Source organism: Hoylesella pleuritidis (assembly GCF_963541955.1).
GTDB lineage: Bacteria > Bacteroidota > Bacteroidia > Bacteroidales > Bacteroidaceae > Prevotella > Prevotella pleuritidis.
In genome coordinates, this window is sequence record NZ_CAUTUT010000018.1 from 1 (window position 1) to 13,363 (window position 13,363).

11 protein-coding genes and 2 tRNA genes are annotated in these 13,363 nt (G+C 44.0%); 7 read left to right on the plus strand and 6 right to left on the minus strand.

The window, feature by feature from the left end; genetic code table 11:
* Positions 1–80 precede the first annotated feature (80 nt).
* Positions 81–154 (minus strand) — tRNA-Asp (locus tag RWY97_RS08120).
* 653 nt (positions 155–807) lie between these two features.
* On the opposite strand from RWY97_RS08120, the gene RWY97_RS08125 reads away from it, so the two are divergent.
* The 3 genes from RWY97_RS08125 to RWY97_RS08135 are packed head-to-tail and all read left to right on the plus strand — an operon-like array spanning position 808 to position 3,273.
* Entirely contained in the window at positions 808–1,767 is a 960-nt protein-coding gene (locus RWY97_RS08125) for an SPFH domain-containing protein (RefSeq protein ID WP_024991844.1), read from the plus strand.
* Between the two features lie 56 nt (positions 1,768–1,823).
* The gene (locus RWY97_RS08130; protein WP_021584431.1) at positions 1,824–2,012 is read left to right on the plus strand and encodes a type II toxin-antitoxin system antitoxin; all 189 of its coding nucleotides are present in this window, start codon (positions 1,824–1,826) and stop codon (positions 2,010–2,012) included.
* Positions 2,013–2,034: 22 nt separating this feature from the next.
* Positions 2,035–3,273, plus strand: coding sequence for an alpha/beta hydrolase family protein (locus tag RWY97_RS08135; RefSeq protein WP_315566569.1), 1,239 nt, complete (start codon positions 2,035–2,037; stop codon positions 3,271–3,273).
* Between the two features lie 25 nt (positions 3,274–3,298).
* Here RWY97_RS08135 and rsgA read toward each other — a convergent pair whose 3' ends face one another.
* The 4 genes from rsgA to rsmA form a co-directional block, all read right to left on the minus strand.
* Positions 3,299–4,231 (minus strand): ribosome small subunit-dependent GTPase A, encoded by a 933-nt coding sequence (gene rsgA / locus RWY97_RS08140; RefSeq protein WP_314079791.1) that lies wholly within the window; start codon positions 4,229–4,231, stop codon positions 3,299–3,301.
* 133 nt (positions 4,232–4,364) lie between these two features.
* Positions 4,365–4,925 (minus strand): ribosome recycling factor, encoded by a 561-nt coding sequence (gene frr / locus RWY97_RS08145; RefSeq protein WP_021584429.1) that lies wholly within the window; start codon positions 4,923–4,925, stop codon positions 4,365–4,367.
* A 96-nt stretch (positions 4,926–5,021) separates the two neighbouring features.
* On the minus strand, positions 5,022–5,492 hold the full coding sequence (locus tag RWY97_RS08150; RefSeq protein ID WP_315566571.1) for a free L-methionine (R)-S-oxide reductase MsrC: 471 nt from the start codon (positions 5,490–5,492) through the stop codon (positions 5,022–5,024).
* A 385-nt stretch (positions 5,493–5,877) separates the two neighbouring features.
* Positions 5,878–6,678 (minus strand): 16S rRNA (adenine(1518)-N(6)/adenine(1519)-N(6))-dimethyltransferase RsmA, encoded by an 801-nt coding sequence (gene rsmA, locus RWY97_RS08155; RefSeq protein ID WP_315566572.1) that lies wholly within the window; start codon positions 6,676–6,678, stop codon positions 5,878–5,880.
* A gap of 518 nt (positions 6,679–7,196) precedes the next feature.
* On the opposite strand from rsmA, the gene RWY97_RS08160 reads away from it, so the two are divergent.
* The 4 genes from RWY97_RS08160 to RWY97_RS08175 all read left to right on the plus strand — a co-directional run bounded on the left by RWY97_RS08160 (position 7,197) and on the right by RWY97_RS08175 (position 12,861).
* Positions 7,197–8,207: a lysylphosphatidylglycerol synthase transmembrane domain-containing protein gene (locus RWY97_RS08160; RefSeq protein WP_273177464.1), complete on the plus strand. Its 1,011-nt coding sequence runs from the start codon at positions 7,197–7,199 to the stop codon at positions 8,205–8,207.
* A 2-nt stretch (positions 8,208–8,209) separates the two neighbouring features.
* On the plus strand, positions 8,210–9,667 hold the full coding sequence (locus RWY97_RS08165) for an aminoacyl-histidine dipeptidase (RefSeq protein WP_314079801.1): 1,458 nt from the start codon (positions 8,210–8,212) through the stop codon (positions 9,665–9,667).
* Between the two features lie 267 nt (positions 9,668–9,934).
* Positions 9,935–10,861, plus strand: a complete 927-nt coding sequence (locus RWY97_RS08170; protein WP_024991849.1) for a magnesium transporter CorA family protein — start codon at positions 9,935–9,937, stop codon at positions 10,859–10,861.
* Positions 10,862–10,974: 113 nt separating this feature from the next.
* Entirely contained in the window at positions 10,975–12,861 is a 1,887-nt protein-coding gene (locus tag RWY97_RS08175) for a DUF349 domain-containing protein (RefSeq protein ID WP_315566575.1), read from the plus strand.
* Positions 12,862–12,993: 132 nt separating this feature from the next.
* Here RWY97_RS08175 and RWY97_RS08180 read toward each other — a convergent pair.
* Positions 12,994–13,064 (minus strand) — tRNA-Gln (locus RWY97_RS08180).
* Positions 13,065–13,363: the final 299 nt, after the last annotated feature.

Consider the following 13,363-nt stretch of genomic DNA (forward strand, 5'->3'; position numbering starts at 1 on the left):
CGTGACCTCCTGCGTGACAGGCAGGCATTCTAACCAACTGAACTAACGCACCAATCAGGGCTTTTCAAAAAGTGAGTCAGCGGTGCGTACGAGATTCGAACTCGTGACCTCCTGCGTGACAGGCAGGCATTCTAACCAACTGAACTAACGCACCAGGACTCGTTTGGCTTTTATTAAGCGGTTGCAAAGGTAGTGATAAAAATCCGTCCGACCAAATTCTTTCCGATGTTTTTTAAAGAAATGTTTATCCATTCGACGTCGATTGCATAATAAATCGTCGTAAATCGATTTGTCTCAGCATCTCTCTTTTCGCTCAATAGGATAGGGTAGGACCGATTGGGAAAACTGATTCGGCAAGAGAGTTATATCTTACTGATTATCATATAGATACAAAGTGCATAACAACTAATGGTTAATGACTGCGTATTTAACCGTTAATTACCGTGCGTTTAACCATTAATCGCCCGTCGTTTAACGGTCTTTTACACGCCGTTTAGCCGTTAACCGTAGAGAGATTTGTATATATCTGATTATCATATATATACAGACAGTAACGTTACACATATCTTTTCCCAAGAAACCTTGCCGCTAATCCCCTCCTCCGCAGAGAGAGAAACAAAATCGTATTGATATGATCAAAGCTATTGTCTCATTTTTTTCACTTCCCACTTTTTACTTTCTCACTTTTAACGATATGTTAAATAAAATTTAATCAATAACCAAACACTTGACAAAATCAAATAAGTATACTATCTTTGTGACATCAAAATAATATCAAATTAAATTAATCTAAAAACGAATAAAACGATGGAAACAAAAGAATTTGCATTTAACGGCTTAGTACTGAACGGCTTTCTGATGCTTTTTGTGGGCTTTCTGCTCCCGATAGCAGGTATTGCAATCTTTGTCAGTGGTATCGGATCAGAAGGTAATATATCACCGGTAGTAGGTATAGTAGGTGTTCTTGCCATTCTGTTCGGCGTGTTGATCTTCCGCGGTTTCATCAGATTGGAGCCCAACGAAGCCCGCGTGATGATGTTTTTCGGCGAATATCGCGGTACGTTTACACTTGTGGGCTTTCACTGGGTGAATCCTTTCATCAATACAAAACATCTTTCTCTTCGGGCGCGTAACTTGGATGCAGAACCTATCAAGGTAAATGACAAAGTGGGAAATCCCGTAATGATTGGAATGGTTTTGGTATGGAAGCTGCGCGATACGTATAAAGCCATCTTTGAAATAGACTCGCAGACAATGGCACGAACGGCCGGAAGCAATACGCTCGGCACTGATGTGACAAGCATTATGCGTGCTTTCGAACGTTTCGTACAGATTCAAAGCGATGCCGCTCTGCGCCAAGTGGCCGGTCAATATGCCTATGACAATGCGGAAGTGGACACTAGCGAGCCCACGTTACGGGACAGCGGCGAAGAAATTAACCGTCAATTGGAAGAAAAACTTGATGAAAGACTGGCAATGGCAGGTATCGAAATCGTAGAGGCTCGCATCAATTACTTGGCTTATGCACCTGAAATTGCAGCCGTAATGTTGCGTCGTCAGCAGGCCAGTGCTATCATTTCGGCTCGCGAAAAGATTGTAGAGGGAGCTGTTTCGATGGTGAAAATGGCTCTCGAAAGATTGTCCGAAGACGGCATCGTGGAGTTAGACGAGGAGAAAAAAGCCGCTATGGTGAGCAATTTAATGGTAGTTTTGTGTGGTGACAACACAGCTCAACCGGTAGTAAATACGGGTACATTGAATATGTAAAGCAGCAAATGGATAGCTCATATCTCCTTTCTGAGGGAGAAGAGAATCGACTTTATATGTCTAAAAAGGAAAGTAAGATCAAGAGTTTTGTGCTTCGTGTTGATGCCGATACGATGAATGCGATAGAGAAATGGGCCGCAGATGAGTTTCGTTCCATCAACGGACAACTGCAATGGATTATTTCCGAGGCATTGCATAAGGGCGGTCGACTTCCCCGAAAACGAAAAACGACAGAGGAAAACTAATCAAAACAATCGTATGAATAAGATGAAAAGACATATTATTGCATTACTGTTGTTTGCTTGTCCATTGTTGACAATGGGGCAGAAAATCACCGGAACGTGGTCGGGTGAGCTCACCATAGGTCCTCAGAGACTGCGTGTCAACTTCAATCTTAGTCAAAATGAGCGTGGCACAGATGTCTGCACATTAGATAGTCCGGATCAAAGTGCGATGGGAATAGAGGCCGTTGCCGATCTCGTTTCAGCCGATTCGCTGCATATCAGTATTCCGATCATCGGTGCGTCGTATGCAGGCAAGTTGCAAGATGGTGTTATTCGAGGCCGATTTACGCAGAGTGGTTATACGCTTCCACTCGACTTGTGCCCCGGATCGTACGAACCCAAGCGACCGCAGACACCGAGTTCCAAGCTGTCTTACCGTACAGAGGAAGTTAGTTTTACCAATCCCGAGGGTACAGCAGTGCTCTCGGGCACTTTATCTTACCCATCAGAGTGGGGCAAGGGACGTCGAAGGCCGGTAGCATTGATGGTTACTGGCAGTGGATTGCAGGACAGAGACGAAGCAATTTTCGGTCATCGGCCCTTTGCTGTAATAGCAGATGCATTGGCAAAACACGGCATAGCCACGCTGAGATACGATGATCGGGGATTCGGAAAGTCGACAGGAGATGGGAAAAATACCACGATTTACGATTTCGCTAAGGATGCCGCGGCCGGTGTTCAGTACTTACGCGGGTTGGGAAAGTTTGGTAAAGTGGGTGTCATCGGCCATAGCGAAGGGGCTGCTATTGCGTTAATGTTGGCCTCGGAAGGTAAAATCGACTTCGCCATTGCATTGGCTTCGCCTGGCGTTCAAGGCGATAGCATCAGCACAGAACAGAACAATCGATTGCTTACTCGTGCCGGTTCATCTGTCAGGATGACCGTTCGTAGCCTGCGCGAAAAGCTGAAATCCGCCCCTACTAACCTGTGGCTCCAATCCTTTTTAGATTTTAACCCGCAGCCATACATCGAAAAAGTGAAGTGCCCTGCAATGATTTTAAATGGCGAAAAAGATGTACAAGTGATTGCAGCAACCAATCTTTCTACCATCGAACGTCTGCTTCCGCCGAACAAGCAAAACTTTATCAAGGTGTATCCGGGTCTCAACCACCTTTTCCAACACTGTCAGACTGGTTTCCCTGACGAATATTCGCATATAGAAGAAACCTTTTCGCCCGAGGTGTTAACGGATATGGAAAAGTGGATCAATTGTTTGCGGTGAACCAAAATGTACTATTACACCTTTCTTAATACGCTTCGCGATATTTGTTTTCATCCTTATCCTCAAGCATATTGAGGTAAGATTGGTAGCGACTTTGAGCTATATAATGGTTGTCAAGAGCCTTACGCACGGCGCAACCGGGCTCGTGTGTGTGTGTGCAATTATTGAAACGGCAGTCTTTCGAGAAATGAAATATCTCCTTAAAGTAACTTGTCAGTTCGGCGGGTTCAATGTCGAAAGTGCCGAATCCTTTAATTCCGGGCGTGTCAATGACGTATCCTCCACCGGGCACTTCAAGCATTTCGCTGAACGTTGTGGTGTGAATTCCCGTATTATGAGCATCACTAATCTCGGCCGTTCGCAGCCCGACGCCGGGAATCAGAGCGTTGATCAATGTCGATTTACCCACTCCGCTGTTGCCGCTCAGCAGCGTAATCTTATCTTGAAGCAATGGTTTCAGCTTATCGATACCTGTTCCTGAGGTTGCCGAAATGGCGTAACAGGCATATCCAATGGTGTCATAGAGCGTCATCATCATATCTTGATAACGGCGCTCTTCGGGTGAGAGAAGATCCGTTTTGTTGAAAATCAGACAAACGGGAACACGATATGCTTCGGCCGAAGCTAAGAAACGGTCAATAAAAACAGTGTTGGTCTGCGGATAATTCACCGTCACCAAGAGGAAGACTTGATCAACATTAGCTGCCAGGATATGACTTTGCTTTGACAGGTTAGAGGCTTTTCGGATGATATAATTGCGTCGTTCCTCAATGGAAGCAATAAAAGCGGTACCCTCTTGATTAGTAATCAGTTCCACATAATCGCCTACCGCCACAGGGTTTGTACTGCGGATACCTTTCAATCGGAAGTTACCTTTGATTTTACTTTCCACCGTTTGCCCGTCGTCTGTACGTACCGTGTACCAGCTCCCGGTGTTTTTTATCACGAGTCCACGCATTAGTTAAAGATAGCCTCACCCTAACCCCTCTCCAAAAAGAGAGGGAAGGGATCGGCAAAAATAATTAATTTCTTTTCAAACAGAGGCATATTATACCCTTCTCCCATTGAAAAAGGGACGGAGGTTAGGCTTCTTACACCGTCATTATCTCCTTATTCTTTGCCTCCAACAGGTCATCTAACTTCTTGATAAACTTGTCGTGAATCTTCTGCAAGTCGTTTTCAGCATCCTTCTCGTTATCTTCCGAGAGTCCGTCTTTGATGGCTTTCTTGAGTTTCTCTTTAATTTCGGCACGCACGTTACGCACTTCCACCTTCGCCTTTTCACCTATTTTGTTGCACTGTTTGGTCAAATCGCGCCGCCGTTCTTCCGTGGGTTGAGGGATACCTAAGCGCACAATCTCTCCGTTGTTTTCAGGAGTTATGCCCACATCACTATCCATTATGGCTTTCTCTATATCCTTAATGGCCTTCTTATCCCACGGTTTGATTGCGATAGTACGGGCATCCGGCGTCGAGATATTGGCCACTTGGTTCAGCGGAACCATTGAACCGTAAGAGTTAACACGCACTCCATCGAGGATGGCTACATTGGCCCGACCGGCTCGAATGCGTGAAAGTTGCTCCTCTAAAAACATTGCAGCCATCTCCATTCGCTCCTCTGCGTCTTTCAGTGTTGCTTTAACGTCAATCATATTTATGTCTATATTAGTTACAATGATGCACAAATTTAGAGATTAATTTGCAATTATGCAACTCTTTATCCAAGTTTTTGACAATTCCGACCGATATTAACCATACAACGACTCAGCCACAATTCGGGCCAATTGTTCCAAATACAGACCGTCGACAGCATCAAATGCATCTGTATCTGTACTGTCGATATCAATCACACCGCACACTTCAGCTTGGCGGTTGAACATCGGAACCACAATTTCAGACCGCGACTGACTGCTGCAAGCGATGTGCCCCGGAAACTGTTCTACATCTGGAACAATGACCGTCTGCGCCTTTTCCCAAGCCGTTCCGCACACACCGCGCCCGCGTTTGATACGATAACAGGCCACAGGACCTTGAAACGGGCCAAGCTGCAGCTCCCCGTCACGCACCAAATAGAAACCTACCCAAAAGTAACGGTCGGCGAAAGCCTCGTACATTGCAGCTGAAACATTAGCCAAAACACCCATCTCATTGTGTTCACCCGCAATTAATTCTCCAATCTGCGAGCACAACATCTTATATCGTTCTTCCTTTGTCTCCATACGTGCAAAGGTAATATAAATCGCGAGATTATGCAATATTAGCATAGGATAATGATTAAACAAAAGGAGTTTTATTCTCATATAGAAGTATGAAAGACTAAAAACGAAGAGAAGTTTATATCTTACTGTGAATCAATAAGATATAAATAGATTTTTAATTAATTATTAATTGACTTGCGATTAACTGTTAATTGGCGTGCGAAAAGCCGTTAAATGCAACGCATTTAACCGTTAGTTACGATGCGATTGACCGTTAATTGGAAAGAAACTCATATTTCATTGATTCCCAGGTATATAAAAATCCACTTTCATTTCTGTTCTTTTATTCTTCCGATTGAAAAGAAACGGGCTTCTAACTCTAATTTTATCAGAGAATATTCAATTGTCAACTATTAATTCTCAATTCGTTTTCCACGAGATTGGTCAAAACAACAAACTCGGCAATGGATAATTGTTCGGGACGCCGTGTCATTATATCCTGTGTGTAAAATGCGGCTCGTGCGGGAGCACCGGCAAACAATTGACGAAGACTTACACGTAACATCTTGCGGCGTTGGTTGAATACCGTCTTGACCAAACGCTTGAAAAGCATTTCATTACAGCCTAAATTCGTAACGTCGTTGCGTGTCATTCGGATGACGGCACTTTTCACTTTGGGCGGCGGATTGAACACGTTCTCATCCACAGTAAAAAGGTATTCCACATCATACCACGCCTGAATGAGCACTGACAAGATGCCGTAAGCTTTGCTACCCGGCGCCGATGCCATTCGCTGAGCTACTTCCCGCTGAATCATTCCGGTGCAACAGGGTATCAAATCCTTATAATCGAGCATCTTGAAAAATATCTGCGACGAAATGTCATAGGGATAATTGCCCGTGAGAACGAACTGATGACCGTCGAAAACGTCATTCAAATCCATCCGAAGAAAATCTTTGCCGATGATATTTTCACGCAAAGCAGGATATTTCTCGTGCAGATAGGCCACCGACTCGACATCGATCTCTACGGCTTTTACCTCTCGTCCCTTGGTCACAAGATATTGCGTGAGCACGCCCATACCCGGTCCGATTTCCAAAACGGGGATAGCGGGGCAAGCATCAATGGTGTCTGCAATGCGGCGAGCTATGTTTTGGTCGATCAAAAAATGCTGACCGAGATTCTTCTTGGGCTTGACTGATTTCATCGTATTGTGTTGTTTTTGCGTGCAAAGGTAGTCAGATTCGGAGAAAGAACAAAAGAATCAACGAAAAAACGGACGATACTTAAACACTGTCTAAGTACCGTCCGTCTTTTTATTTTCAATGAAAGGGAGGTCGTTTACGACTTCCGCTCTTTTGATTTCACATTTTGTTATCCTGTGAATAGCATCTATAAGCCTTCTCGACTTACATCCGACCGAGGTCGATCTTCTTGCTGAGAACCAATGCTTCGGCCAAAACTGCTGCTACAATTGTTACGATTCCAAATACTACCATAATCTTTTTACCTTTCTCTTCAATTAATTTGTTATCCTATTTTCTTATTGACGATGCAAAGATACGACAACTTTCTGTGTGCGCAAACAATTTAAACATCAATCGTCCGATAAACGGTGTTTTGTTGATTCAAATCAAAAATAGGTCGAAATAATCGCCGTTTTTATTTTGAATTACGCTCAAATTACCGTAACTTTGCCCAAATAAAGAAAAAGACAGCACAACATTGGAATTGAAATCAATACTTAATCGGATTGTAAAGATTATATTCCCTCTGTTTCTCGGAGGTGCAATCCTCTATTGGATGTATCGAGGTTTCGATTTCAAACGCATCGAACACGTAGTGCTTTACGAGATGAACTGGACGTGGATGTTACTTTCTTTTCCTTTCGGAATACTTGCCCAGATGTTTCGCGGATGGCGATGGCGGCAGACTTTGGAGCCGCTTGGCGAGCATCCACGCACAACCACCTGTATCAATGCAGTCTTTCTGTCGTATGCGGTGAGTTTAATTGTTCCGCGCGTAGGCGAATTTGCACGCTGTGGTGTACTCAAGCGCTATGACGGAACATCTTTTCCAAAAGCGCTCGGTACCGTAGTCACCGAGCGAGCCATCGATTCTTTACTGCTGGCAGTTATTGCCGGACTCACCATTCTGGCCCAAATACGGGTTTTCTCTACGTTTTTCGATCACACGGGAATGAGTATCGATACGTTGATTCGTAGTTTCTCATTCACAGGTTATCTCGTAACAGGGATCTGTGGCATTGCAGTGTTCATCTTATTGCACATTCTTCTTCGCAGATTATATATATATAATAAGGTGAAAGATATGTTGCGAGGTATTTGGCAAGGCGTGATCTCCCTGCGAAAAGTACACAATATTCCGCTGTTCGCATTCTTTACACTGGCCATTTGGGGCAGTTACTTCCTGCATTATTATCTCACATTCTTCTGTTTTTCAGCCACTTCGCATTTAGGAATGACGTGTGCGCTGGTGACATTCATCGTGGGAAGTATTGCCGTTATCGTGCCGACGCCTAACGGAGCAGGATCTTGGCACTTCGCAGTCAAGACAATGCTCATTCTATATGGTATCATCGAGACAGACGCTCTCTATTTCGTGCTCATTGTACATACCGTACAAACGATGCTCATTGTCGTGCTCGGTATCTATGCTTGGGCTGCATTAGCATTTACAAAGAAAACGACTTTAACCCTAAACCAAAATCAATAATTATGAGTGAAATTAAAAATCTGAATCCCGAGTGCATCTGGCGCAACTTTTATGCACTGACACAAGTGCCGCGTCCGTCGGGACATTTGGAGCAAGTACAACGTTTCTTGCTCGACTTTGCGAAGCAAAACGGTGTAGAAGCCTTTGTCGATGATGCACAGAACATTGTGATGCGTAAACCTGCTACGCCCGGAATGGAAAACCGAAAAGGCATTATTATGCAGGCACATATGGATATGGTGCCGCAGAAATCGCCTGACAGCGATCACAACTTTGAAACTGATCCGCTGCAACCGTATATCGACGGCGAATGGGTGAAGGCTAAGAATACTACGCTCGGTGCTGACAACGGTATCGGAGTGGCTGCCATTATGGCCGTGATGGAGGCAAAAGATTTAAAACATGGCCCCATCGAAGGACTTATTACGGCAGATGAAGAGACGGGAATGTTCGGTGCCAATGACTTGGCCAAGGGCATTCTGCAAGGTGATATATTGCTCAATCTCGACTCGGAGACGTGGGGAAATCTCGTAATAGGTAGTGCCGGAGGCATCGATTTAGATGCATCGCGTACTTACAAAGAAGTTCCCGCTGACCAAAATCACGCGGCACTGCATGTGATCATTAAGGGATTGAAGGGTGGACACTCGGGTTTGGAGATCAATGAAGGCCGAGCTAACGCCAATAAACTGATGGCTCGCGTGCTGTTGAAGCTCGTCGAAACGTGCAATGCCGAGCTTTCGAGTTGGCACGGCGGTAATATGCGCAATGCCATTCCGTTCAAAGCTGAGACCGTTGTAGTGCTGCCGAAAGAAAAAGTAGCCGATGCCAAGGTACTCATCAACGAGCTCAGAGAGATGTTTGAGGCTGAATATAAATTCATCGAGAACCAAGTTGAACTCACAGCTGAGGATATTCCGACACCCAAGATGCAACTTGACAAAACCGATCGAGAGATGATTCTGCGTGCTATTTATGGTCTGCATAACGGTGTAATGCGGATGATTCCCGCCATTCCGACTGTTGTCGAAACATCATCTAACCTCGCAATCATCGACATCGAGGAGGGAAAAGTCGCTATCAAGGTGCTTCCCCGTAGTTCGAGTGAGACGATGAAAGAGTGTATTTGCAAGACATTGCTCGGCCCATTGGCATTGGCCGGTTTTGAAGTTAAGTTCAGCGGAAGCTATCAGGGATGGGATCCTAACACCGATAGTGAGATACTTAACCTGCTGAAATGCCTCTACAAGGAGATGTTTGGCGAAGAAGTCGTCGTGAAAGTAGACCACGCCGGCCTCGAATGTTCAATCATTCTGAACAAGTATCCGCATTTAGATGTCATCTCAATGGGCCCAACCATTCGTTCTCCGCACACTACCAACGAGCGTTGTCTTGTTGAAACTGTGGCGCCGTTTTGGGAGTTGATGAAACGAACAATGGAAGAGGCGCCGGTCAAATAAACCGATCGGAACAGCTATTGACAGATAATCACAGACCGTTCTTCCGTTTAGGAGAACGGTCTTTTGTGATTTTCACTACCGCCAATGGTCTTTTTTCTTCCCATTTTTTCGCACTTTCAACTTATTTCACTACCTTTGCACCGCCAAACAGAAATGAACAACAATTCGATGGACGATTATCACGCGGAAAATAAAGACTTGTAGGTTGGAGAAAGGATGCTCTATGGGCTGATCTCCACCTTGATTTTAATCTTGGAGATGAGCGAAATGAGAACATACTGGAATATAAACGCAAATCTGAAAGTCATCAATGAATGGCAGCCCAACTGTTGGATACAGGTCACTTGTCCCACGGACGAAGACCAACAGTTTTTAGAAGACCGATTTAAAATACCTGATTATTTTCTTTCTGACATCAGCGACACCGACGAAAGGGCGCGTTATGAGTACGATGATGGTTGGATGCTCATCATCCTACGCATCCCTTACGTCAAAGAAATACGGTCGCGTACACCCTATACCACTGTTCCGCTCGGTATCATTCACAAGCGCGACGTCACCATTACGGTGTGTTACTATGAGAGTAATATGATGATTGATTTCGTCACTTATCAACAGAAGCGCGGCGAAGGATTCACAGACTATGTCGATATGATCTTCCGCCTGTTCCTCTCTTCGGCCGTTTGGTATCTCAAAAGACTGAAACAGATCAACGCACTCATCGAAAAAGCCAAGCACAACTTGGATCATGGCGTGAACAATGAATCATTGATCGGACTGAGCCGGCTGCAAGATTCGCTCACATATTTCATTACGTCGATCCGTGGAAATGAAAATCTCTTAGCTAAATTGAAATTCAAACTCCAAGTGGATGAGCTGGATGCCGACCTTATCGAGGACGTAAACATCGAGATGACGCAGGCTCGCGAAACTACGAGCATCTATTCAGACATTCTCGAATCGACAATGGATACCTATTCGAGCATCATCAACAACAATATGAATACGGTGATGCGAACCCTCACTTCGGTAAGTATTATTATGATGTTTCCCACGCTTATCGCCTCGCTTTTCGGTATGAACCTCATCAATGGAATGGAAACGAGCCGCTATGGATTCGTTATTGCACTGCTCATCTCGTTCGTTGTATCGGGCGTTTCGTGGTGGATTTTACGCTTTAAACGTTTACTTTAACCCCATAAAGTACAAAAAGTGCGTTTTAAATTAGGTGATTACGCTTTTTTTGTTTAAGTTTGCAAGCAATTAAAACGTATTGGAAAACCGAATCATAAACTTAAAGTAGTGAAATGATGGACTCTCAGTTGAACACCCTGGAACAGGGAATGAATGAAGAAGAGAAAGTATTGCCAGACAGTAAGATGGTTAATGACGATGTAAAAGACACTGAATCGCCTTCTGACACGCCGTTAAATGTAGAGCAATTAACGGCAGAGCAGGATGCCGATAACGATTACTTGCAAAAGGTTTATACAACCAAGCAAGAGATATTGGAACGCGTTCGTGAAATCGCTCACGGCGAAGAGGCCCCTCGCAAGGAGGAAGTAGACTATCTGAAAACCGTCTTCTACAAACTGCATATTGCCGAACGCGATGTCCAACAACGTGAGTATTTGGAGGCGGGAGGCAATCCTGATACCTATTCCGTACTTCCCGACGATGATGAAGAGGCGTTCAAGGCCGAGATGATCATTATTAAAGAGCGACGTGCGAAGCTCTTCCAAGAGAAAGAAGCAGAGAAAGCGGAGAACCTGAAACGCAAACTCGAGATCATAGAGAAGATTAAAGCGATGGCCATTTCGCCCGATGAGGCTAACAAATCATATCTGCAATTCAAAGAATTACAACAAGAGTGGAAAGAGATCAAGGCAGTCCCAGCAGAGAAAGCCAATGAACTTTGGCGTAATTATCAACTCTATGTGGAGCAGTTTTATGATTTATTGAAATTGAATAGTGAAGCGCGCGAGTATGATTTCAAGAAAAATCTTGAACGTAAAACAAAGCTTTGTGAAGCTGCAGAAAAGTTGGCTGATGAGTCAGATGTAATCAGTGCTTTCCATCAATTGCAGGAGTTGCACCAGCAGTATCGTGAGATCGGCCCCGTTTCTAAGGATTTGCGTGAAGAAATTTGGGTTCGCTTCAAAGCTGCTTCCACTGTTATTAACAAACGCCATCAGCAACATTTTGAACAACTTAGAGCTAAGGAGAATGAGAATCTGACCAAAAAGACGCTCCTCTGTGAGCAAGTTGAAACCTTAGCACAGCAAGAATGCAAGACCGCAGCCGATTGGGAGAAGCTCACCAAAGAGATTATCGCCGTGCAAGCAGAATGGAAAACCATCGGATTTGCACCGCAGAAGATGAACGTTAAAATATTCGAGCGTTTCCGTTCGACTTGTGATGATTTCTTCAGTCGTAAAGCAACGTTTTTCAAAGAGTTGAAAACGCAATATGCAGAGAATGCAGAAAAGAAGAAGACTTTGGTAGAAAAGGCCCGCGCTCTGCAAGATAGTACTGAATGGAAATCTACAAGTGACAAACTCATTGCTCTGCAAAAAGAATGGAAAACCATCGGAATGGTTCCCCGAAAGTTGGGTGATCAGCTATGGAATGACTTCCTCAATGCTTGCAATCATTTCTTCGAGGCACGTAATTCGGCTAATGCTGGCACACGAAATGAGGAGAAAGACAACCTCGGAAAGAAGCGAGACATTATTGCTCAACTGAAAACACTGGCCGAAGAAAAGGCAGACAATATTCAGGAAAAGGTTCAGAGTCTGGTAGACGAATACAATCAAGTGGGGCACGTACCATATAAAGAAAAAGATAAGCTGTACAAAGAGTATCACGATATACTTGATAAACTGTATAAAGAACTGAATATCTCTATTGCACGGAAGCGTCTTGACAATTTCAAGAACAATTTGAAGAACGTGGCTAAGCGTGGGGAAGACGCCTTGGACAACGAGCGTGGTCGCCTGATGCGGCGTTATGAGCAAGTGAAACAAGAAGTTCAGACGTATGAAAACAATCTTGGTTTCCTCAATGCCAGCAGTAAAAAGGGTAATAGTTTGATTGACGAGATGAACCGAAAAGTACAGAAACTCAAAGATGATATGACGCTTTTACGCGAGAAAATCAAAGCCATCGACAGGCAAAGCGAAGCCGAAGAGTAATCTCTGTATATAATTAGAAATGTAACAGCCACGCAAATGTACTGTCATTTGCGTGGCTGTTGTGTTTGTTCGCTCTCTTATCGTTTTTTCAGACACAATAAAAACGCATCTCTGACATAGAGATGCGTTTTGTTGGGATACCAGGATTCGAACCTGGAATGACAGGACCAGAATCTGTAGTGTTACCATTACACCATATCCCAAGATGTGTCTTGTCTATCAATTCATTTCTGAATTTCGTGTGCAAAGATACGCCTTTTTCCCGAAATAACAAACTTTTTCGTCGAGTTTTTTAGCTATGCGTTATGAATTTTGTAGCTCCTCATCAATGTCTTTTCATCATCTTCACTCGCTTTTAAACCATTTCTTTTAAATCTTTTCTCTTCATAATCTTATTATCTTGCAGTTTAACGATAGCTCGCACAACCCGAATGCTATCACCGACAATAAAGACTTTCCCAAAGACAGGCGTTTTATCCAAGAAATAGAAAAAGCTGTTTTA

What these genes read in the sequence shown, in the direction of transcription:
- RWY97_RS08125 (WP_024991844.1), top strand. Translation starts at nt 808, where the DNA reads ATGGAAACAAAAGAATTTGCATTTAACGGCTTAGTACTGAACGGCTTT.
- RWY97_RS08130 (WP_021584431.1), top strand. Translation starts at nt 1,824, where the DNA reads ATGTCTAAAAAGGAAAGTAAGATCAAGAGTTTTGTGCTTCGTGTTGAT.
- RWY97_RS08135 (WP_315566569.1), top strand. Translation starts at nt 2,035, where the DNA reads ATGAAAAGACATATTATTGCATTACTGTTGTTTGCTTGTCCATTGTTG.
- rsgA (WP_314079791.1), bottom strand. Translation starts at nt 4,231, where the DNA reads ATGCGTGGACTCGTGATAAAAAACACCGGGAGCTGGTACACGGTACGT.
- frr (WP_021584429.1), bottom strand. Translation starts at nt 4,925, where the DNA reads ATGATTGACGTTAAAGCAACACTGAAAGACGCAGAGGAGCGAATGGAG.
- RWY97_RS08150 (WP_315566571.1), bottom strand. Translation starts at nt 5,492, where the DNA reads ATGGAGACAAAGGAAGAACGATATAAGATGTTGTGCTCGCAGATTGGA.
- rsmA (WP_315566572.1), bottom strand. Translation starts at nt 6,678, where the DNA reads ATGAAATCAGTCAAGCCCAAGAAGAATCTCGGTCAGCATTTTTTGATC.
- RWY97_RS08165 (WP_314079801.1), top strand. Translation starts at nt 8,210, where the DNA reads ATGAGTGAAATTAAAAATCTGAATCCCGAGTGCATCTGGCGCAACTTT.
- RWY97_RS08170 (WP_024991849.1), top strand. Translation starts at nt 9,935, where the DNA reads ATGAGAACATACTGGAATATAAACGCAAATCTGAAAGTCATCAATGAA.
- RWY97_RS08175 (WP_315566575.1), top strand. Translation starts at nt 10,975, where the DNA reads ATGATGGACTCTCAGTTGAACACCCTGGAACAGGGAATGAATGAAGAA.